This window comes from Streptomyces sp. NPDC059850, assembly GCF_042731515.1.
Taxonomy (GTDB): Bacteria; Actinomycetota; Actinomycetes; order Streptomycetales; family Streptomycetaceae; genus Streptomyces.
The window spans coordinates 143,148-163,338 of the sequence record NZ_JBHWJI010000007.1; the positions used below are offsets into that span (position 1 = coordinate 143,148).

Consider the following 20,191-nt stretch of genomic DNA (forward strand, 5'->3'; position numbering starts at 1 on the left):
GAGCCGAATCGGAGCCGACTCCCGAGCCCAGGAGAGACATGACGGACTTCACCCTGCTGCCCGACCTCGCCGCCCGCGCGCTCGGCGGCGGCGTCATCGCGGCCAACGACGAGTTCTTCGCCGAGAAGGAGAACCTGCTCCGCCCCGCGGCACCGGTCTTCCAGCCCCACACCTTCGGCCACAAGGGCCAGATCATGGACGGCTGGGAGACCCGGCGGCGCCGCCCCGAATTCGAGGACGGGGACCACGACTGGGCGATCGTCCGCCTCGGCACCCCCGGCGTGATCCACGGCGTCGTCGTCGACACGGCCCACTTCACCGGCAACTACCCCGAACACTGCTCTCTCGAGGCGTGCGCGGTCGAAGGCCATCCCACGCCCGAGGAGATCGCGGACGCCGAGTGGGTGAGCATCGTCCCCAAGAGCGCCCTGGGCGGCGACAGCGAGCACCGCTTCGCCGTGGACGTGGAGCAGCGCTTCACCCATGTCCGGCTGAACATCCACCCGGACGGAGGGGTGGCGCGGCTGCGCGTCCACGGACAGGTGGTGCCGGATCCGCGCTTCCTTAACCCCGCCGCCTTCGACCTGGCGGCCGTGGAGAACGGCGGCGAGGTCATCGACGCCAGCAACCGGTTCTACTCCCCGCCCAACAACGTCCTCGCCCCCGGGCTGCCCCGGGTCATGGGCGACGGCTGGGAGACCCGCAGGCGCCGCGACGACGGCAACGACTGGATCGTGGCACAGCTCGCCACCCGCGGCCGTATCACCCACGCGACCATCGACACCTCGTACTTCATCGGCAACTCCCCCGGCTCGGCCCGGCTGCGCGGTATCGACGCCACCGCCGGGGACCTGGACGCCGCCGGCGCGTGGTTCGACCTGCTGCCGCGCACCCGGTTGCAGCGGGACACCCCGCACCGCTTCCGGCTCACCACCACCCAGCCGGTCACCCACGTCCGGCTGGACATCCACCCGGACGGCGGCCTGGCCCGTCTCCGGCTCTTCGGCGCGCCCACCCCGGACGGCCTGGCCGCGCTCGGGCTGCGCTGGTTCGACGCGCTGCCCGCGGACCAGGCGACGGCCGTCCTCGGCGCCGAGTGCGGCGCCCCGGCGGACCGGGCGCGGGAGTTCGCGGCCGCGCGGCCCTTCGCCGACGAGGCCGGGCTGCGGAAGGCGCTGGAGGGTGCCGACCCGCTCTTCGCCGCCCGGGTACGGAGCCTGCTGGGCGTGAACCCGGCCTGAGCCGGACGGGGTTCACCAGGTCACGGGCAGTTCGTAGACGCCGTAGACCGAACCGTCGTGCTTGAAGGGGATCTTCTCCAGATCGGTGGCCAGCCGGAGGGTGGGGATGCGGCGGTAGAGCGTGCTGTAGACGACCTGCAGCTCCATCCGGGCCAGCGGCTGGCCAAGGCACTGGTGCACCCCGAAGCCGAACGCCACATGGCGGCGGGCGTCGCGCTCGATGTCCAGCCGGTCGGGGTCGGGGAAGACCTCGGGGTCCCGGTTGGCGATGTCGTTGGCCAGGATGATCCCCTCCCCGGCCCGGATCACCTGGCCCGCGACCTCGATGTCGTCCAGCGCCACCCGGCGCCGCCCGCTGTGCGTGATGTTGAGGTAGCGCAGCAGCTCCTCCACCGCCGAGGCGATGAGCTTCGGATCGTCCGACTCCCGCAGCAGGGCGAGCTGTCCGGGATTCTCCAGCAGGGCGAGGGTGCCCAGCGCGATCATGTTCGCGGTGGTCTCGTGGCCCGCGAGCAGGAGTAGTACGCCGGTCTGCGCCGCCTGCTCGCGGGTCAGCTCGCCCGCCGTGACCCGTCCGGCCAGCCCGGACAGCAGGTCGTCCACGGGGTGGGCGATCTTCTCGCCCATCAGGCCGTCCAGGTAGCCGAGCAGCGCCGCGTGGGCGGCCGACCGCCTTTCGGGCGTCACCTCACGGTTGATGAGGACGTTGCTGTTCTCCTGGAAGAAGTCGTGGTCGGCGTACGGCACGCCCAGCAGCTCGCAGATCACCAGCGAGGGCACCGGCAGGGCGAACTCCCGTACCAGGTCGGCCGGAGCTGGTCCGGCCAGCAGCTCGTCGATCAGCCCGTCCACGATCTTCTGCACGGCCGGACGCATCGCCGCCACCCGCTTGATGGCGAACGGTGCCGTGACCATCCGCCGGAGCCGGGCGTGTTCGGGGTCGTCCATGAGGATGAAGCTGAAGCCGGTACCGCCCGGGGGCAGCGGGGCCGAGCTGGGATAGCCGGGCCGGGCGGCGTCGGCGCTGACCCGCGCGTCGCCCAGCAGGGCCCGCTGCTCGGCGTGCCGGGTCACCAGCCACGGTGTGCTGCCGTCCCACAGCCGGACTCTCGCGAGCGGCCCCTCCTCCGTCGCCTCCCGCAGCGCGGGAGGCGGGTCGAACGGGCAGCCCGCCGCCCTGGCCATCGGAAATTCCGCAAGCGTCATGCCTGTCCCTTCCTCTGCTGTGTCACAGCCTTCCCGGTCCGGTACATTAAGTCAACCAGCTGATTTAAATTTGTCCCAGACGGAGGCTCCGCCATGTCCGACGCCCTGCCCAGACCCGCCGCCGGAGCCTCCGGACCGCCGCGGGCGAACACCGTCGTGGCGGTCCTGGCCTTCGCCGGGATCGTGGTCTCGCTGATGCAGACCCTGGTGATCCCGCTGATCCCCAAGCTCCCCGGCCTGCTGAACGCCTCGGCCTCGGACGCCACCTGGGCGGTGACCGCCACCCTGCTCGCGGCCGCCGTCGCGACACCGGTGATCGGGCGGCTGGGAGACATGTACGGCAAGCGCCGCATGCTCCTGATCAGCCTGGGCCTGCTGGTGGCCGGGTCGGTCGTCGGCGCCCTCAGCGACTCCCTCGCCCCGATGGTCGTCGGACGCGCCCTGCAGGGCCTGGCGGCCGGGGTCATACCGCTCGGCATCAGCATCATGCGCGACGAACTGCCCGCCGAACGGCTCGGTGCGGCCACCGCCCTGATGAGCGCCTCGCTCGGGGTCGGCGGCGCCCTGGGCCTGCCCGCCGCCGCGCTGCTGGCCGAACGCGCCGACTGGCATGTGCTGTTCTGGACCGCCGCCGGATTCGGCGTCCTCGCCACCGTGCTCGTCGCCAGGCTCGTCCCCGAATCCGCGGTGCGCAGCGGCGGACGGTTCGACGTGGCGGGGGCGGCCGGTCTCTCGGTCGCGCTGGTCTGCCTGCTGCTGGCGATCTCCAAGGGGGCCGCCTGGGGCTGGTCCAGCGGGCTCACCCTCGGTCTTTTCCTCGCCTCGGCGGTCACGCTGGCGCTGTGGGGCCGGTGGGAACTGCGGTCCGCGCGGCCGCTGGTGGACCTGCGCACCACCGCGCGGCGTCAGGTGCTGCTCACCAACCTCGCCTCCGCGGTGTTCGGCTTCTCCATGTTCGCGATGTCCCTGCTGATGCCGCAGCTGCTCCAGATGCCGAAGGCCACCGGTTTCGGCCTCGGGGAGACGATGCTGACCGTCGGCCTCGTCATGGCGCCGTCGGGTCTGGTGATGATGGCCATGGCGCCGCTGTCGGCCCGTATCTCCAAGAACCAGGGACCCAAGGTGACGCTGATGATCGGCGCCGTCGTGGTCTCCTCGGGTTACGCCCTCAACATCGTGCTGATGTCGGCCATCTGGCACCTCGTCCTGGTGTCCTGTGTCATCGGCGCCGGTATCGGGCTCGCCTACGGCTCCATGCCCGCGCTCGTCATGGCGGCCGTGCCGGTGACGGAGACGGCCGCGGCCAACAGCCTCAACACTCTGATGCGGTCCATCGGCACCTCGATCTCCAGCGCGGTGGCGGGCGTCGTCCTGGCCGAGATGACCACCACACTGGGCCCCGTCACCCTCCCTGCCCAGGACGGCTTCCGGGTGGTCATGGCCATCGGTGCCGGAGCGGCCCTGCTCGCCTTCGTCCTCGCCGCTTTCCTGCCCCGGCAGCGCCCTGCGACTCCGGTGGCGGCGGCGCCCGCGACGGCCACGCATGGGGCCACGCGCGCCGGGTAGACGGATCCGCGACCAGCCCCCTGTCCAGCAGTCTCATCACCCGAGGAGAGCCCCCATGCTGATGGCCCACCCCGCCGTGTTGCGCAATCTCGTCGAGCAGTACGAGACCCTGCAGGCCCTGCACGCCGACGTGGGCAGCCCGAAGGTGCGCCAGCGCATGGACGACGTCGCGTACACGCTGTGCGTCTCCACCGGGACCCGGGATGTGGACACCGCCCTGATCGCCGCCCGGCACCAGCTCCCCGGCGCCCGCGTCCAGGACGATTCCGTGCTGACGATGTGACGCCACGTGCGTGACGTGATGCCCCGGGGCGCGATGCGGTACGTCCCGGGGCCGCGTACCGTCAGCGGCCGACGTCGTCCTCGGCGAGGACACGGGACATGGTGCGTTCCGCCAGGGCCGTGATCGTCACAAAGGGATTGACGCCGATGGAGCCCGGGACGAGCGCTCCGTCGGTCACATAGAGCCGCTGGTAACCGGCCACCCGGCCGTAGGTGTCCGTGGCGCGGCCCAGGACGCAGCCGCCCAGCGGGTGGTAGCAGAAGTCACCGGCGAAGGCGCGGGTGTCGCCGAAGAGGTCGTAGCGGTAGATGGTGGCGTTGGCCGCGTTGACCCGGTCGAAGAGGGATTTCGCGGCGGCGATGCCCGGGGCGCTCTGGGCGGCGGTCCAGTTCAGTACGGCGGCGTCCTTGGCGGCGTCGTAGGTGAAGGTGCCGCGCTGCGGGTTCTTGGTGATGGCCAGGTAGAGGCTGGCCCAGGTCTCGGTCCCGGCGGGCAGCGGGGCGATCTCGGCGAAGACCGGGTTGGCCGTGTTGGACCAGTCGTCGATGGCCGTCACCGGGATCGTGGACTGATGGGCCCCGGTGGGGTTCCAGATGTGGTTGGCGCGGCCCAGCATGACGTTGCCGTTGCCGCCCCAGCCCCGGCCGACCTCCGCGTTCAGCGCGGGCAGCGCGCCGGTCTCGCGGGCGCGCAGCAGGAGTTCGGTCGTCCCCAGGCTGCCCGCGCCGAGGAAGAGGGAGCGGCAGGCGATCTCGTCCGTCGCGGTGACGGCGCCGGTGGTGTCGACGCGGTCGACGGTGACGACGTACGTACCGTCGGCGGCCCGCCGCACCGCCCGGGCGCGGCTGAGGGTGTGGATGGTGACGTTCCCGGTGCCCAGCGCCGCCGCCAGGTAGGTCTTGTCGAGGCTGCGCTTGCCGTGGTTGTTGCCGTAGATGACCTCCTGGCCGAGCGCGGACTTGGTGGCGGTCCCGGCGGCCTCGCGCCGCATGTAGTCGAAGTCGTAGACGCTGGGCACGAAGACGGTCTTCAGCCCCGCCGCGCTCGCCTGGGCGCGGGCGACCCGGGCGTACTGGTACCACTCCGTGGTCTCGAACCAGTCGGAGGGGATGGCGGCGGTGCCGAGCATGCGGTTGGCGCGCGGGAAGTACGTGCCGTACATGGCGTCCGCGTCGACGCCCGGCAGCACCTCCTGGAAGTACGCGCGCGGCGGGGTGACCGCGATACCGCCGTTGACCAGCGATCCGCCGCCGACCCCGCGGCCGACGTAGACGGACATGTTCGGGTGCCGGACGCGGTCCAGGACCCCGGGATAGGGGGTGATGTCCTTGTTGATGACGTCCAGCCACAGGAACGTGGACAGCGGCGCCTCGGTCCTGCGCTTGAACCACATGGAGCGGTGGTCGGGGGCGGTCATCGAGCAGAACACCGAACCGCCTGACCCCGGCGCCTCCCAGAGCCGGCCCATCTCGATGACCAGGGTGCGGATGCCCGCCTCGCCCAGCCGGAGGGCGGCGACCGCCGCGCCGTAGCCGGATCCGATGACGAGGGCGGGCGCGTAGTCGGCGCTCCGGGCGGCGGCCGCCGGGGTGAGGCCGATTCTGGTGAGACCGAGGGCGGCGGCCGTCTGGAGGGCCGCCAGCCCCAGAAAGTGACGACGCGTCAGTTTTCCTTCCATGGCCGCATCATGGGCGGAATCGGCCACTCCGCCCATCCTGCGCGCACATGGTCTTTTGACTCTACGTCAGATTTTTTGCGGGTGCTTCCTCGGCCGACTCGGGCGCCTCGGGTGTCCGCTTCCGCCGGACCTCGCGCACCATGGCGACACCGAGCACCACCGCCGCGGCGAGCAGCGACAGAATCATCTGCTCACGGCCGGTCGGATCGGTGAACATGTAGCCGATCACGAAAACGATCATGCCGATGGTGACCCAGGTCAGATACGGGTACGCCCACATCTTCACCGTCAGCCGCTCCGGCGTCTCACGCTCCAGGGTCCTGCGCATCCGCAGCTGCGAGAAACAGATCACCAGCCAGACGAGGAGCGCCACCGCGCCCGAGGAGTTCAGCAGGAACTGGAACACGGTGTCGGGGTAGGCGTAGTTGAAGAACACCGCCACGAAGCCGAAGACGACCGAGGCGAGGATCGCGGTGGCCGGGACACCGCGCCCGGTGGTGCGGCTGAAGCTCTTCGGCGCGTCCCCGCGGCCGCCGAGCGAGAACGCCATCCGGGAGGCCGTGTACAGGCCGGAGTTGAGACAGGAGAGCACGGCGGTCAGCACGATCACGTCCATCAGCTGACCGGCGTGGGCGATGCCGATGTGGTCCAGCACGGCCACGTACGGGCTCTTCTTCACCTCGGGGGAATCCCAGGGCAGCAGTGTCACCACGATGGCGATCGAACCGAGGTAGAAGACCGCGATCCGCCAGATCACACTGTTGGTGGCGCGGGCGACCGCCTTGCGCGGATTGGTGGACTCCGCCGCCGCGAGGGTGACGATCTCACTGCCCATGAAGGAGAACACGACCATCAGCACCCCGGTGAGCACGGCACCGGGGCCATTGGGCAGGAAGCCGCCGTGGCCGGTCAGATTCGCGGCACCGATCGCACCGTCGGGGCCGCCCGGCAGCAGGCCGAACACCGCCAGCCCGCCGATCACGATGAACGCGGCGATCGCGACCACCTTGATGCCCGCGAACCAGAACTCGAACTCTCCGTAGGAACCCACGGAGAACAGGTTCGTCGCGGTCAGCACCACCATCACGATGAGCGCCCACGCCCACTGCGGCACCGCGGGCACCCAGCCGGTGAGGATGGCGGCCCCGGCCGTGGCCTCCACCGCCAGCACCACGACCCAGAAGAACCAGTACAGCCAGCCGATCGTGAACCCCGCCCAGCGGCCGAGCGCCCGGTCCGCGTACGACGAGAACGAACCGGAGACCGGATCGGCGGCGGCCATCTCGCCGAGCATCCGCATCACCAGCACGACGAGGGTGCCGACCAGGGCGTACGACAGCAGAATGCCGGGCCCGGCCGCGGCGATCCCCGCCCCGGAGCCGACGAACAGCCCGGCCCCGATCACCCCGCCGATGGCGATCATCGACAGATGGCGGTTCTTCAGCCCGGCCTGCAGACCGGAGCCGGAATCGGAACCGGAACCGCCGGGCGGGGCCGCGCCCGGCGGCGAGTCGGCGCCGGGGGCGCGGGCGTCCGTGGTGATCGGCTTATGGGCGCTCATGATCGTTCCTCGTCTCTCATGACGGCGGGATCGGCAGCACGAAAAGCGGCCCTGAACAGGGCCGAAGCCTTGATGGAGGCGGATGTGGGGTGGGTTGCGGTTCAGTGAAACCTAGGTGTCCGACCACACCCCGACCATCGACAGGTGTCACGCATCGAGGCCCCCGGTTTCATACACATGTAATAAAGCGCGGCCACCCCGACCTGTGTCTGCGAGACCACCAGTGGACTGGGCGCCAGCATCAGCCACACCGCGGTGGCGAGCAGCCCGATCGCGAAGGTGGTGATCGGACTGCCCGCCGGGGCCTGGGTGGACCGGACGCGGCGGCGCTGTACGCGAGTGTCCCGCCGTACTGGACGAGCGCGATCTGCTGGAGGGAAACGCCAAGCTCCAGGGCAGCGAGGCCGCTACCGGCCTCGGGGAACATCGGCACAGCGGTTATCGGTGAGAACGATCATGGTCCGGGTCGGCGCGAGTGTGCTGACGCGGTTCTCGTACTCGCGGCGGGCCTTGCGCTGTGCCGGGACTGCGGGGACGCCCTGGTCGAGCGCGGCCCGCTCGGCGGGCTCCAGTTCGGTCGTACGGAGGAAGTCGGCGACCTTGCCCGGCATGTCGAGGGTGACCGCGGTCTCGGGCGCCGGGGTGTCCTGGCGGTCGGCGGTGTGCTCGGGCATGAGGTCGGCGACGGCGGTGCGGATGGCGCCGCGGCTGACGTGGTGGTCGCGGGCCAGGGCGGCGATGGACTGGCCGCCCACGTACGCGGGGAGAGGCGGTCGCGGTGGAGGACGTCGAGCACGTCGAGGATGTGCCTTGGTACCGCGCGCGAGGCGGAACATCCCGGAGATGTACACGGTGTCGCCCGGCCGCCGTTGCGGGCGATCTCGCGAGAGACGGTCGATGGCGACCTGCCCAGCCGCCCGGCCAACTGCCGGGCAGACTCTCCGGCGGCGATGCCGCGAGAAGCTGAACGATCCATTCGTTTACCGACATGCGCCGCCAAGTGGAGGCGTCACGGATGTTGACCATTGCGCGCCAGTGTCAACGTTCCGGCTTCGGGTCAGGCCGGCGGGTCGGGGCGTATCTGGCGAGCATGGTCTGGACGGCCTGTTCGACGGCGTCGTGGATGTCGGAGGCTGCGGGGTTCCAGTCGGTCAGCAGCATGCGGGGCCACAGGACGTAGTTGGCGATCATGCCGAGGAACTGGTTCGCGGCGCTCGCCGCGTCCGGGACATCAGCGTTGCCCGCCTCGTGCTCGGATTCCAAGTAGTGCTGAACGGAGGTGAAGTAGGGCAGTTTGCCGAGCTGGAACTGGATCCGTCCCAGTTCGGGGAAACGAGGCAGTTCGGCGATGACGATCCGGAACAGGGCTGTCATGCCGGGCTGGCCGACCAGGTCGGCATAGCGGTGGCCGATGGCTGTCAGTCCGGAGCGCAGATCTCCGGTCTGTGGCCGCGCGGCGGCGTCGCCGGCGTCACGCTGCCAGGACTCGGTGACGATGGCCTCGAAGAGGGCCGCCTTGGTGGGGAACCGCTTGAACAGGGTGGACTTCGAGACCCCGGCAGCTTCGGCGATCCGGGCCAGTGAGGTGCCGTCGTAGCCGCGATCCAAAAACAGTTCTGTGGCTGCGGTGGTGATCGCCTCGCGTTTCTGCTGAGCGAGTCTGCGGTGGTGTGCGGAGAGTTCTGCTGCCATGCGGACAGTATGCCGCAGACCCGAGGCGAGTCACTTGACTCGCCTCGGTAGTCCTGCTTACGGTACGAGAGCAAGGTGAGTCGAGTGACTCGCATCCTGTCTGTGGCGCCGGGTGAATTCCGGTTGCCGCGCGGTGGAGGAGCAGTTCATGACGATCGATAAGATCGCTTTGGTGACCGGTGCGAATCGCGGCCTCGGACGTAGCGCGGCCATCGCCCTGGCCACACGCGGGGCGCGGGTCTTGGTCACCCACCGCGGCGATGCGGCCGGGGCTGAGAAGACGGTGGAACAGGTGCAGGCGGTGGGTGGGACTGCCGCTGTTCTCCGGCTCGACATCAGCGACGTCTCCTCGTTCGCGTCCTTCACCTCCGAACTGAGCGAGCAGCTGGAGCGCTGGGGTACTTCGCGGCTCGACATCTTGGTCAACAACGCGGGAGTGGGGATCTTCGGACCGCTGGAGGACGTCACGATCGACGACTTCGACACGGTGATGGGCACCAACGTCCGGGGCACGTTCTTCCTCATCCAGTCACTTGTGCCGCTGCTGACCGGAGGAGGCCGCGTCATCAACGTCTCGACGTCACTGACCCGCCACACCAGCCCCGCCACCTCGGTCTACTCCGCCTCGAAGGCCGCCGTCGAAGCCTTGAGCCGTACCCTCGCCGCAGAACTCGGCCCGCGTGGAATCCGGGTCAACTCCATCGCCCCGGGACCGACCGCCACCGATTTCAACGGTGGAGCGATGCGGGACGACGCCGAGATGCGCAAGGTTCTGGCCGGACAGACCGCGCTCGGCCGCGTCGGCGAACCTGAGGAGATCGGCGACGCCATCGCCACGCTGGCCTCCGAGGGCCTGCGCTGGGTCACCGCCCAGCGCGTTGAGGTCTCCGGCGGCGCCCTCCTCTGAGTGACCGGGCCGGCCCATGCGGTGAAGCTGTAGCTGGGCGACGGCGGCGTCGATGTACTTCGTCGTCCAGAGCACGATGGCGTTGAGGACCAGGCCGAGCGCGCCGGGCTGGTCCTCCATGCCGTCCCGGTACGCCTGCTGGATGGTGCCGCGCTTGCCGTGGCACACGTCCCGGGCCAGCTTGAGGCGGGATTCCCGCACGGTGAGCTGCCGGTTCATCTGGCAGCGGTAGGTGTCGTCGACCGGGTCGGCCACGCGCAGCAGGTGCTCGGCCTTCGCGATGCGCCCGTACTCCGCAAACGCCGCACCCAGCGGGGACGGGCGCCCCTCGCGGCCGAACATCCGCAGCAGGTCGTAGGCACGCACCTGGTTGGTGACCAGGGAACCGGCGACCTTCACCACCGCTGGTCGTCCAGGTCGCGGAACCGCGGGCTGAAGTGGTAGCCGAGTATCTTGAACAGGCCGAACGCCATATCGGAGTACGAGGCGTTGTCGGTCGCCACCATCTCCGGCCTCACCCCGCCGTCCAGGTTCAGCAGCGCGTCCACCGAGGTGGACAGGTCCTTCAACCGGGTGGTGCCGTCCCCGAGGTGCACGTAGGCGTCCAGGAAGCCGGTCCAGGCGTTCACCTCGAACAGCAGGTCCGGCAGGTCGACCTTCGGCAGGGCATGTCCAGGCTCAGTCCGGCCAGCACGTCCTCCTCCACGGCCTCCGACTCGGCACCGTCCAGCAGACGGGCGCGCAGCGCCCTGCGGCAAGTCCGGGTTGGCGTACACCGCCTTGCGCCACGGGGGCGGCACCAGCTTGTCGTCCACCTCGCGCGGCAGCAGCGGCTTGACGCCCACCTCCGCCGCGCCAGCGCCGGAAGACCGCGGCCTCCGGCCAGGACCCGTTTGCCCGCGCTCGCCGCGTCCAGCGCCTTCGACGCAGCGAGGCTCAGAGCAACCCACGGGACGTCGCACAGAAACGGCCCCGGCGGCCCGCCCAAGCGGCTGGGCTGTGTGGTCGCGACGACGATGATGCTCAACCACAGCACCATGAGGTCCGTGCCGGTGCCGACGGGGACATGAATCGCTTGGCACACTATTTATCCCGGCGGTCACCACGGCCCAGGTGCTCGGAGAGGACGGTGGCCAGCTCAACGCTGTGCAGATAGCTGTAGCCCTGGGTGCGGACGGTGTCCAGGCCCAGCCCCTCGCACTGGATGTTGACCGAGACGCCCTCGAACCGCTCGGTCAGGTCGCGCGGGGCGGCCAGCGGATCGTCGGTGCCCGCGAGGTTCACCCAGCGCCGCACGCCCGGGGGGCGCTGGCCCCGGCCGTCGACGGGCGCGGGTTCCAGCCGGTTGAAGACCAGGTCGAGGCCGAACGGCGCGCCCAGGGTCACCAGCAGGTCCACCGAGAGGTCAGGCCGTTCGCACAGCGCCTCGTAGGCGACCAGGCAGCCCAGGGAGTGGGCGATGACCACGTCCGGCCGCCGCGCGGCGATGGCCTCGGCGACGATGTGCCGCGCCTGGGCCCGCTGCGCGGGGTCGTGCAGATAGACGTACAGCTCCCTGCCCATGCCGGGCAGCAGGGCGTTCGGCATGCCCACGGCCCGTACGAGGGCGTCCGCGAGGCGGCGCAGCCGTCCCCGGCCGTTGCCGTTGCCGTTGCCGCCATTACCGCTGTCGCCGTTGTCGGTCTTCCCGCCCGTGGTGCGCAAGGCGCCGCCGTAGTAGGCGACGCGCACGTCGAAGGGCGCCGAGGATCCGGTGTGGCCGATCCGCTCCGCGCCGTCGCGCAGGGCCAGGAGCCATTGGTGCGACAGCTCCGTGGGGTTGTGCTGACCATGGCCGAAGCCATGGACGCCCAGCACCCGGGGGACGGGGGTGAACGGCTGACCGGCGGGGGTGCGGTCGTCCAGATGCCAGGCCCGGGGAGCGCCCTTCTCGTTCACCGCGACGGCCAGCGGGCGCCCGTCGGCGGTCATGGTGGCGGTGAACGCCTCGATGGGGCCCAGGCCTTCGGGCACGCCGACTTCCACGTGCGCCGAACCGTTCAGCAGCCACACGGTGCAGTACTGCCGGGAGCCGCGCAGCAGGGCCCGTTGGCCTCGCCAGTCGATGAACCGCAGCTGCGGAAGGGGCTGGTACGGCCCCTGCGCGACGGGCACCGCCAAGGGCGCTGCTACGCCCGGGGCCACGGAGGCGCGCATCAGCGGCCGAGTGCCCGATCCCATGAAGTAGAGCGCCGGTGCGGGCCGGGCCTCGGCAGCCATCGCCGTCACCCTGCCCGGGCCCGGGCAGGAGCCCAGAACGACCGGCTTCGACCACAGCCGCCGGGGCGTCGGCTCGCACGCGGGGTCGAGGCCCTGTGCCTCCAGGATCTGTGCCGCGACGGACGAGGCCGCCAGGCGGTACAGCGTCCGGTCCCGGCCGTCGGTGAGGGAGTCCAGCAGTCCGCGTACGGGCGCCAGGGCCTCCCGTACCTCGTAGAGCGAGGGCGGTCCGCAGCGCCGCTGGATCTCGGTGTCCGTCAGCGCGTCGTTCCCGGCCGCCGCCAGCGTGGTGAGCACCGGCACGGTCCAGGGGTTACGGGCATCGGCCAGCAGCAGGGCCACGACGTCGGCGCTGGTGCGGGGCACGCCGGAACCCACCCAGCGCGCGTCCTCGGGGTCCTCCAGCGGTTCGCCGCGCGAGGCGATGAATCCGGCGTATGCGCGGGCGATGAGGACCTGTTCGGCGACCGGGCTCCGCTCGACGAGCACCCTGGCGGCGGCCTCGCCGAACGCCTCGCGCACGGGGGCGGCGGAGGCGGCGCGGTAGGCGGGGGCGGTGGCCAGCACGCGGTCGCACATCTCGCGCAGGGTGCGGTGCTGGAGTTCCGGGGAGGGGGTGAGGGCGATGCGGGTGTGCTGTTCGCTGCCCATCAGGGTGAACATCGCGCGGCCCGATCGGGTGGCGACCACCAGTCGGCAGGCCGCGGAGTCGAGGAGCGGGCGCAGCAGTCCGGCCACGACGGCCTCCGGTTCGCGCGCCTCGTCCAGGGCGTCGACCACGATGACGGGCGGGACCGTGAGCTGCTGTAGCCATGTGACCAGCTGGTCGGGCGTGCCCGGCACCGGGGCGCCGGGCACGGTGATCTCCCGTGCGACGGCCCGCGTCAGCTCGGCGGCGTCGCGTCCGGCCGCGGAGACCGCCACCGGCGTGGGGCGGCCGGGCAAGCGCCGCATCCGGGTGGCCAGCGCGGCCAGCAGGGTCGTCTTACCGCTCCAGGGCTCCCCGGTGACCAGGGCGAGCCCGCCCCCGGACCGGTTGTCGATCCAGTGGGTGAGCTGCCGCAGGGCCGGTGTCTCGGGTGGTTCCGCCGGGCCCTGGTCGAGGAGGGGCAGCAGGGACGGGCGGTAGCGGGGGTTGGGCAGGAAGTCGTCGTTGTCCCGCTGCGACAGCACGACGCTGTTCGAGGTGCGCCCGTCGGTGAGTTCGTGGGCGAGGTCCAGCACGTCCCCGAAGGAGATGAACTGCTCGTAGCGGGCACGCCTGGTGCGACCGGCCGCGAAGTGGCGCAGTGACGCGGCGAGCGCGAGGGTGAGGTCCCAGGCGGGGGCCCGCTCGGGCGGCCCGGAGATGAGGACGGCGTCGAAGCCGAAGACCGGGACGAGGGCGTTCCGTACGGCCGGGCAGTCGTCCGCGATCATCAGGCGCCGCCCCCGCGTCTGATCGGTGGGCAGCGATCTGAACAGCGTCCCGCTTTCCGCCGACTGGCCCGCCACATGGACGATCAGGGCGTCCGCGTCGGTGAGTCCGGCCGAGGTCTCCTCGACCGTACGCCGGAACTCCCGTGCCGTGACGTCCATGGCGAGCCGGGTGCGGCAGCCGAACTCCTCGAAGGCCTCGGCGAGACCTCGGCAGGCGGGCTCCAGCGAGGGGTCGGCGGCGGCGCCGAAGCCGAAGCTGAGCACGTGGCGCCGCCCCGGCGGCCGGGCCGCGCCGGTCGGTGCCTCGCCGCCGCCGACGACCACCTCGGCGGACTCCAGGACCCGGCCGCGCACGACGCCTTCGGTGTCCCCGGTGAGCAGATGGGACCGGCCGCCGTCGGTCAGCAGCGCCAGCGCGCTCACCCGCTCGGCCACCGGCACGGTGGGCAGGAAGGAGGCGCCGCTGTCGAGGTCCAACAGGTTGATCCCGCCCGGGGCGAGGACCGCCACGACCTGCTGGCCCATGAGTTCATGGCAGGCCAGCACGGGCGGCCGGATCTGGGTGATGTCCCCCCGGAAGACCCATTCCCAGACGTTCGGGCCCCCCTCGGGCGCCTGGTCCACGGCGGCGCCGAGGTCGGTGGCGGCCAGTGCGCCGTCGGCGGACAGCGTCACGGCGAGGCTGCGGCCGGAGGCCGTGGTGGCGCAGGCGAGGGCGGTGATGCCGAACGCGCCCCGGTGGGTGACCAGACGGCCGTGGCCGGTGGCCAGGTCCCAGATCCACAGCTCGCCGCCGGAGGTCGTCACGGCCACGTCCCGGCCGCCCACCCGGGCGCACTCCACGAAGACCGGCCCGTCGGCCGCTCCCCCGCTCCCGGCCGGGTGGCCGCCGATCAGCGCCGCGTGGATCCGCGCGGCGTACGGGGCGAGTTCGCCGCCAAGACCGCCCAGCACCGACGCGGCCACGGTGGCGAACGCGCGGCCACCGGCCAGTTCGAGCGGGCCCCTCGGGTCGGCGGCCAGCACCCGGAAGTCGAGGGAGCCGCCGAAGGGCACGGCGAGCGCCTCGGGGGCCTGGATGAGGGTGGTGAGCACCTGGTAGGCGTCGGTGCGGGTGAGCCCGGGGGCCAGTTCGTCGCGTACGCCGTCGCGGAACGCGTACACCACCTGGTCCGGGTCCTCCCCCCGGCGGCGGGCGGCGGCGCGCACCAGCAGGTCGGAGAGGAACACCTCGGCGAGGTGGGCGGGTCCGGTGGCGGGCAGCAGATGCTGCTGGAGCCAGCGCATCAGCGGCAGGGTGAGCGGGGCGGCGGACAGCAGGTACGCCAGGTTCAGCGCCTCGGTGGTGGCCCAGGTGCGGAACTCCTCGACCCGTTCCGGGGCCGCGGTGTCGTCCGGGAGGCGGTGCGCGGCGTCGGCGGCCGCCTCGGGGCGTCCGTACCAGGGCTCCCGGCCGAGGTCGACGGCCGTGCCGGGCCGCCAGGTGGTGCGGCTGCCGGACAGCGCCTGGGCCCAGGGGCGTAACCATTCGGGGTCCAGGGTGACCAGCGGCGCGAGGTCGGCGGCCGCTCCGGCGTGGACGGCGGCGGGGCCCTCGGGCCGTACGGTCAGCCGGGCGGGGCCGGTGGCGCGCAGCTCGGCGCGGACCGGGGGCAGCCAGGTGCGGTGCCACAGGTCGGGCGGCAGCATCTGGACGACGGCCAGGGGCGACCGGCGCGCCCACTCCCGTACGGTCGCGGTCATGTCGGGGGTGCCCCACAGGTCGCCGACTCCGTCGGTGAGGACGAGGATCAGCCTGCGGCCGGAGGGGTCGTGCAGCTCGGCGGGGTTACGGCCCTCCGCCGCCTGGTCGGCGCCGTCCTCACCGGCGGTTCCGTAGCGCAGGACGAGGGCGGGGTCGTCGGCGTCGAACCGCCACAGGCGTACGTCCCGGAAGGCGCCGTGTCCCTCGACGAGTTCGCGGAAGTCGTCCACGGTACGGCGCCACACGGACATCGACACGCTGTCGTCCACCACCAGCGCCAGCTCCAGCCAGCGTTCGCAGGCGTGGCACAGCGCGGGGACCGGGCGGCGGGCACGGGCGGAGCGGTCGGCGGTCAGCGGCTCGTCCAGGATGCGCCGCCCGGGCGCCCGGACCCGCCGCTTGAGCGGGCGCAGCGCGCGGGCCAGCTCCAGCCGCCGGGGCAGCGCGGGCGGGCGGCGCACCGGGAGGGCCTTGGCCCGGGTGCCGGGTTCGCCGCGCCCGCCGGGGGTGCCGCCGCCGTCCCCGGAGCCGTCCGCCGCGGCTGCGTCGGGGGTGTGGAGCGGGGTGGGCGAGTCCGGGGGCGGCGGGGGCGGTTCCGGCGCGGCGGCGGGTTCGCCGGGCGGCTGGGCGCCGGGCGGCGGCGGGGCCGGTGGCGCGGGCGGCGGGGCGGGCTGATCACCGGGCGGCGGGTCCGGGGGCGCGGCGGCGGGCGGCCGGGCGGGGGTGATCTGCCCGGCCAGCCACAGCAGTTCGGCGACCTCGCGCACCGTCAGGTCCTCGTCGCCGCTGCATCGCCTCGCCAGGGCGAGCGCCTCGGTGATGTCCGTCATGCGGTGTCGTTCAGCGGGCGCAGCAGTTCGCGCAGGACCGTGGGCCATTCGGGGTCGCCGGTGTGGTCGGCGGTGTGCTCCAGCCGGAGGGTGTTGAGCAACTGGTCGGTGGCGAGGAGCTTGCGGCCCTCCTCCAGGTCCTTCGCGAAGGCCGTCAGCCGTTCCTCGGAGGCGCGCAGCACCTCCGCGCCGAGGTGGGCTGCGACGATGCGGTCCAGCTTCTGCCGGGACGGCGGCCGGATGTCCAGCCGGACGCAGCGGCGGACGAAGGCGGGCGGGAACTCGCGCTCGCCGTTGCTGGTGAGGACGACGACGGGGAACTCGGCGCAGCGCACCCGCCCGTGCCGGACCGGTTCGCGGCGCAGTCCGTCGTCGGTCATCACGCGGATGTCGCAGGCGGGGTACCGCTGGAGTTCGGGGATGGTGAACTGCCCGTCCTCCAGCACCGAGAGGAGGTCGTTGGGCAGGTCGACGTCGCCCTTGTCGAGTTCGTCGATGAGCAGGACGCGGGGGCGGTCGGACGGGAGCAGCGCGGTGCCGAGGGGGCCGAGCCGCAGATAGGTCCCGATGTCGTGGTCGCGCTTTTGGCCCTGCTCGCCGTGGTCGCGCTTCTCGTCCTGGAGGCGGCCGATGGCGTCGTACGCGTACAGCCCGTCGGCGAGGGTGGTGCGGCTGGTGACGGACCAGTGGAGGACGCGGCCGAGGCCCAGTTCATGGGCGATGCCGTGGGCGAGGGTGGACTTCCCGGTGCCGGGTTTGCCGGTGACCAGGAGCGGGCGGCGCAGATGGATGGCGGCGTTGACCATCCGGGCCTCTTCGGGCTCGGCGCGGTAGGTGGTGGCCACGCCGGTGCGGCCGGTGCCCTCGGCGGTGTGCCCGTCGCAGCAGGGTTCGGCCGCCGCGCCCGGGTCCTCGCCGGTTTCGGGGCGGACGCCGTCGAAGCGGCGCCAGGGCGGGGGTTCGGGCAGGGTCCAGTCGGTGCGGCGGACGCCGTCCCCGTAGTAGATCCACCAGGCGGGCGGCGTGGGCCGTTCGGGATCGGTGGTGACGGGCGGCTGCCGGTCGTCCGCGTTCATCGCTTGCCTCCTTGGTGGGCCCGCGGGCCCCCGAGTCGTCTGAGCCGTTCGGGGTGCCAGCCGGGGTTGTCCCACAGCACCGCGATCCCCGCGCCGTCGTGGGCCTCCTCCGGGCACCGCGCCGCCTGTCGGCGCAGGGCCAGTACGGTGCCGGGCAGCCCGGCCAGGCCCCCGTCCGCGACGACGAGTTTGGCCACCCGCGTGGGCCGCCCGGGCGAGGCGGCGCCGTTCGGGCCGGGCCGCCACCACACGGCGGCGGGCACGCCCTCCTGGATGGCGCACAGCAGGGCGTCCGGGACGGCGGCCAGGTGCGGGTAGGGGTAGGTGAGGAAGAGGCAGCTGATGTCCTCGCGGTCGGCCAGTTGCCCGGCGAGCGCCTGGAGGGCGGCGGCGTCACCGATCAGGGGCGCCTGCTCCGGGTCGGCCGGGCCGCATCGTCCGGTCTCCTCGGGCGGGGTGCCGTCGCCGTGCAGCCAGTGCGGTCCGGGCGGCGGGCCCTCGTCGGCGGGCGGCTCGCCCAGCCGCTCCCAGCGCGCCAGCCACTGGGCGGTGGACCAGCCGTCCCGCAGCCGGTCCAGGGAGCGGACGACGACCGGCACGCAGCGGCCGATGGGGCGGGGCACGGCCAGCTCGCCGCCGCCGCGCAGGTTCCACTCGTCGACCGGCCAGCCCAGCGCCTCCCAGGGCAGCAGGAATTCGAAGAGCAGGCACTCGGGGGCGAGATGCTGGACGAAGGGCTGGAGCCGGGAGATGAGCCGCTCGGCCGCGGCGGGGATCGCCTCCGCCGGGTGCGGGGTGTCGTCCTGGAGCTTGATGCCCAGGCAGCGCTCCCCCCGGTAGAGCCAGGCGGCGAGCCGGTAGCGGTCGCCGCCGGGGTCGCAGCGCTCGGCGCGGACCAGACAGCTGGTGTACGGGGGCGAGGGGGCATCGGCCGCGGACGTGGCGGCGCCGCGCTCCTCGGTGAGCCGGTCGGCGGGCATCCGGCCGGTGCGGCGGCCGGCCGCGGTGTCGATCCAGGCGCGCAGTTCACCGCGTACGGGATCCTCCGCGCGGGCGGCGAGGTGTTCCAGGAAGACCAGCAGCGGCGGGACCCGGGTGTCGGGGCTGTTGCGCGCGTCCAGGTCGTCGACGAGGGCGGTCACGCTGCGGGCCTGCTCGGCGGCGAGCAGACCGTCCTTGGCCACCGGGACGCCGAGGGACGAGGCGGCGGCCCACAGCACCTCGCACAGCTGGTCCGGGTCGGTGGGGCAGCGGGGGTCGTCCAGCAGCGCGTCGAGGTCCCGGCGCTCGTCGGCGCCGAGCAGCCCGGGGACGACGGCGGGCAGCGGGGCCGGGGCGCCACCGGGGAGGGCGTCGTAGGCGTCCCGCAGCGCGGTGACCCAGGGCTGCGCGCCGTAGTCCTGCTCCAGCGCGTCGAACAGCCGCCGCATGACGGCGGGCAGGTGCACCCGGTGCTCGAACACGGCGAACAGCTGCGGCCCCAGCGCGACCCCGTGGTCGGCGGGCCACACGACGTCGATCTGGGCGCGGGCGAGCAGCATCCGGGCGCGGGCGGCGGTCTCCAGGCGTCCGGCCAGCTCCGTCACGAGGACGGGGCACCACTGGAGGCGCGCTCGTTCGGCCAGGATCTCTCGCTCCGGCCCGATCGGAAGTGCCACGCTCATCGTCGCCTCAGGGTGCGAGGGAGGCGATCAGGCCGGTCAGCCACCGCACCGGAACGCCCTCGTTGCTGTAGACGTGCCCGGCGCCGTCCGGGGCCGGGAGGTGGCCGCCCGCGCGGTGCACGGCCACCACCCGCCACCGCTCGTCGAAGGCCGGGGAGCCGGAGGAGCCGGGCAGGGTGTCGGTGAAGTAGAGCAGCCGGTGTTCGTCGGCGTAGCTGACCACGTTGTGGTAGAGCGCGATCTTCTTGGGGGCGCCGCCGGGGTGCTGGACGATGTTGACCCGCTTCGGCGCCGACACCCCGGGCGGGGCGAGGGTGAGCGCGCCCCACCGCTCGGTCAGCGGCTCCCGGGCGCGGACGACGGTGAGGTCGTGGCGCTCGGAGGTGGCGAAGCCGAGGTCCGGGGCGAGGGCGTACGACGTCCCGCCGTCGATCTCGCCGTCCAGCCCCTCCTGGTAGCCGAGGACGAGGCGGGCGCTCTCGGCGGCCGCCTTGTCGGGGAGGACATGGCCCGCGGTGACGACGAGGTCGCCCGCCGCCAGGAAGCCGGTGCCCAGCGCTTCCACGTCGTTCCGCAACAGCCCGACGGCGCCCGCCGCCCGCAGCCCGCTCTCCAGGAACGCCAGTGGCAGCAGGGTGCTCTGAGCGCCCATCAGCTTCTCGGCGCCGTCGGCGGACCCCACCCCGGGCGGGGCGGGGGTGGCGGCGGGCGCCGCCGGGACGTCGAGCGCGCGGGCCAGCGCCCGGCGCAGCAGCTCGTCGTCCGGGAACTCGCCGACCATGACGGTGAGCAGGCCCGCGCGCTTGCCCCGGTTGTCCGCCTCGCGCAGCGTCGCGTGCCACAGGTCCAGCGCGCCGCCCCCGAAGTCCACCATGCCCGTGGGGATTCCGGACATCTGCATCAGCCGCCGGACGGTTCTCGCCTCCGGGTACAGCTCGGTCAGCCGGGCGATCAACGCGGCCTGTTCAGGCCCCCCTTGCACCAACGTGACCTCCCGGAAGTGTCCGATGAGCGGAAAGCTTAGCGCCGCATCGACACCGATATTCCGTTTGTCCACAAGATGGC

General features: G+C 72.6%; 13 protein-coding genes and 2 pseudogenes. 4 read left to right on the top strand and 11 right to left on the bottom strand.

Annotated elements, in window-relative coordinates; all coding sequences use genetic code 11:
* Positions 1-38 precede the first annotated feature (38 nt).
* The gene (gene alc / locus ACFV9T_RS08205; protein ID WP_385437550.1) at positions 39-1,241 is read left to right on the top strand and encodes an allantoicase; all 1,203 of its coding nucleotides are present in this window, start codon (positions 39-41) and stop codon (positions 1,239-1,241) included.
* A gap of 12 nt (positions 1,242-1,253) precedes the next feature.
* On the opposite strand, the gene ACFV9T_RS08210 is transcribed toward alc, so the two are convergent.
* Positions 1,254-2,447, bottom strand: a complete 1,194-nt coding sequence (locus tag ACFV9T_RS08210; RefSeq protein WP_385437551.1) for a cytochrome P450 — start codon at positions 2,445-2,447, stop codon at positions 1,254-1,256.
* Positions 2,448-2,540: 93 nt separating this feature from the next.
* Here ACFV9T_RS08210 and ACFV9T_RS08215 point away from each other — a divergent pair, with 93 nt between their 5' ends.
* Together ACFV9T_RS08215 and ACFV9T_RS08220 are read left to right on the top strand one after the other, a co-directional pair.
* Positions 2,541-4,013 carry an MFS transporter gene (locus ACFV9T_RS08215; protein ID WP_385437552.1) on the top strand — a complete coding sequence of 491 codons (1,473 nt, stop codon included), beginning with the start codon at positions 2,541-2,543 and terminating at the stop codon, positions 4,011-4,013.
* A 55-nt stretch (positions 4,014-4,068) separates the two neighbouring features.
* Positions 4,069-4,296, top strand: a complete 228-nt coding sequence (locus ACFV9T_RS08220) for a DUF5133 domain-containing protein (RefSeq protein WP_385437553.1) — start codon at positions 4,069-4,071, stop codon at positions 4,294-4,296.
* 61 nt (positions 4,297-4,357) lie between these two features.
* Here the strand turns inward: ACFV9T_RS08220 and ACFV9T_RS08225 are convergent, their stop codons facing one another.
* From ACFV9T_RS08225 to ACFV9T_RS08245, 5 genes and pseudogenes are all read right to left on the bottom strand, one after another.
* On the bottom strand, positions 4,358-5,974 hold the full coding sequence (locus ACFV9T_RS08225; RefSeq protein ID WP_385437554.1) for a GMC oxidoreductase: 1,617 nt from the start codon (positions 5,972-5,974) through the stop codon (positions 4,358-4,360).
* A 61-nt stretch (positions 5,975-6,035) separates the two neighbouring features.
* Entirely contained in the window at positions 6,036-7,535 is a 1,500-nt protein-coding gene (locus tag ACFV9T_RS08230) for an amino acid permease (RefSeq protein ID WP_385437555.1), read from the bottom strand.
* Positions 7,536-7,942: 407 nt separating this feature from the next.
* Positions 7,943-8,290, bottom strand: a complete 348-nt coding sequence (locus ACFV9T_RS08235) for a hypothetical protein (protein ID WP_385437648.1) — start codon at positions 8,288-8,290, stop codon at positions 7,943-7,945.
* A 125-nt stretch (positions 8,291-8,415) separates the two neighbouring features.
* Positions 8,416-8,511 (bottom strand): annotated as a pseudogene (locus ACFV9T_RS08240) (helix-turn-helix domain-containing protein); the annotation flags it as partial.
* 62 nt (positions 8,512-8,573) lie between these two features.
* Positions 8,574-9,227, bottom strand: a complete 654-nt coding sequence (locus ACFV9T_RS08245; RefSeq protein ID WP_385437556.1) for a TetR/AcrR family transcriptional regulator — start codon at positions 9,225-9,227, stop codon at positions 8,574-8,576.
* Between the two features lie 148 nt (positions 9,228-9,375).
* Between ACFV9T_RS08245 and ACFV9T_RS08250 the strand changes: the two genes are divergently transcribed.
* Positions 9,376-10,134, top strand: coding sequence for an SDR family NAD(P)-dependent oxidoreductase (locus tag ACFV9T_RS08250; RefSeq protein ID WP_385437640.1), 759 nt, complete (start codon positions 9,376-9,378; stop codon positions 10,132-10,134).
* A gap of 27 nt (positions 10,135-10,161) precedes the next feature.
* On the opposite strand, the pseudogene ACFV9T_RS08255 reads toward ACFV9T_RS08250, so the two are convergent.
* From ACFV9T_RS08255 to ACFV9T_RS08275, 5 genes and pseudogenes are all read right to left on the bottom strand, one after another.
* Positions 10,162-10,679, bottom strand: a pseudogene (locus ACFV9T_RS08255) (Tn3 family transposase); the annotation flags it as partial.
* A 538-nt stretch (positions 10,680-11,217) separates the two neighbouring features.
* Positions 11,218-16,386 carry an SAV_2336 N-terminal domain-related protein gene (locus ACFV9T_RS08260; RefSeq protein ID WP_385437558.1) on the bottom strand — a complete coding sequence of 1,723 codons (5,169 nt, stop codon included), beginning with the start codon at positions 16,384-16,386 and terminating at the stop codon, positions 11,218-11,220.
* Positions 16,383-17,462, bottom strand: coding sequence for an AAA family ATPase (locus ACFV9T_RS08265; RefSeq protein ID WP_385437559.1), 1,080 nt, complete (start codon positions 17,460-17,462; stop codon positions 16,383-16,385). The genes ACFV9T_RS08260 and ACFV9T_RS08265 overlap by 4 nt, the downstream gene beginning before the upstream one ends.
* On the bottom strand, positions 17,459-19,126 hold the full coding sequence (locus ACFV9T_RS08270; protein WP_385437560.1) for a hypothetical protein: 1,668 nt from the start codon (positions 19,124-19,126) through the stop codon (positions 17,459-17,461). Before ACFV9T_RS08270 ends, ACFV9T_RS08265 begins: the two co-directional genes overlap by 4 nt.
* Before the next feature lie 7 nt (positions 19,127-19,133).
* Complete coding sequence (locus tag ACFV9T_RS08275; RefSeq protein WP_385437561.1) at positions 19,134-20,108, bottom strand: trypsin-like serine peptidase; 975 nt, start codon at positions 20,106-20,108, stop codon at positions 19,134-19,136.
* Between the last annotated feature and the right edge of the window lie 83 nt (positions 20,109-20,191).

Bases quoted from the DNA above. Each gene is read 5' to 3' on its own strand.
- alc (WP_385437550.1), top strand. From the start codon at position 39: ATGACGGACTTCACCCTGCTGCCCGACCTCGCCGCCCGCGCGCTCGGC.
- ACFV9T_RS08270 (WP_385437560.1), bottom strand. From the start codon at position 19,126: ATGAGCGTGGCACTTCCGATCGGGCCGGAGCGAGAGATCCTGGCCGAA.
- ACFV9T_RS08260 (WP_385437558.1), bottom strand. From the start codon at position 16,386: ATGACGGACATCACCGAGGCGCTCGCCCTGGCGAGGCGATGCAGCGGC.
- ACFV9T_RS08265 (WP_385437559.1), bottom strand. From the start codon at position 17,462: ATGAACGCGGACGACCGGCAGCCGCCCGTCACCACCGATCCCGAACGG.
- ACFV9T_RS08220 (WP_385437553.1), top strand. From the start codon at position 4,069: ATGCTGATGGCCCACCCCGCCGTGTTGCGCAATCTCGTCGAGCAGTAC.
- ACFV9T_RS08250 (WP_385437640.1), top strand. From the start codon at position 9,376: ATGACGATCGATAAGATCGCTTTGGTGACCGGTGCGAATCGCGGCCTC.
- ACFV9T_RS08215 (WP_385437552.1), top strand. From the start codon at position 2,541: ATGTCCGACGCCCTGCCCAGACCCGCCGCCGGAGCCTCCGGACCGCCG.
- ACFV9T_RS08230 (WP_385437555.1), bottom strand. From the start codon at position 7,535: ATGAGCGCCCATAAGCCGATCACCACGGACGCCCGCGCCCCCGGCGCC.
- ACFV9T_RS08245 (WP_385437556.1), bottom strand. From the start codon at position 9,227: ATGGCAGCAGAACTCTCCGCACACCACCGCAGACTCGCTCAGCAGAAA.
- ACFV9T_RS08225 (WP_385437554.1), bottom strand. From the start codon at position 5,974: ATGGAAGGAAAACTGACGCGTCGTCACTTTCTGGGGCTGGCGGCCCTC.
- ACFV9T_RS08210 (WP_385437551.1), bottom strand. From the start codon at position 2,447: ATGACGCTTGCGGAATTTCCGATGGCCAGGGCGGCGGGCTGCCCGTTC.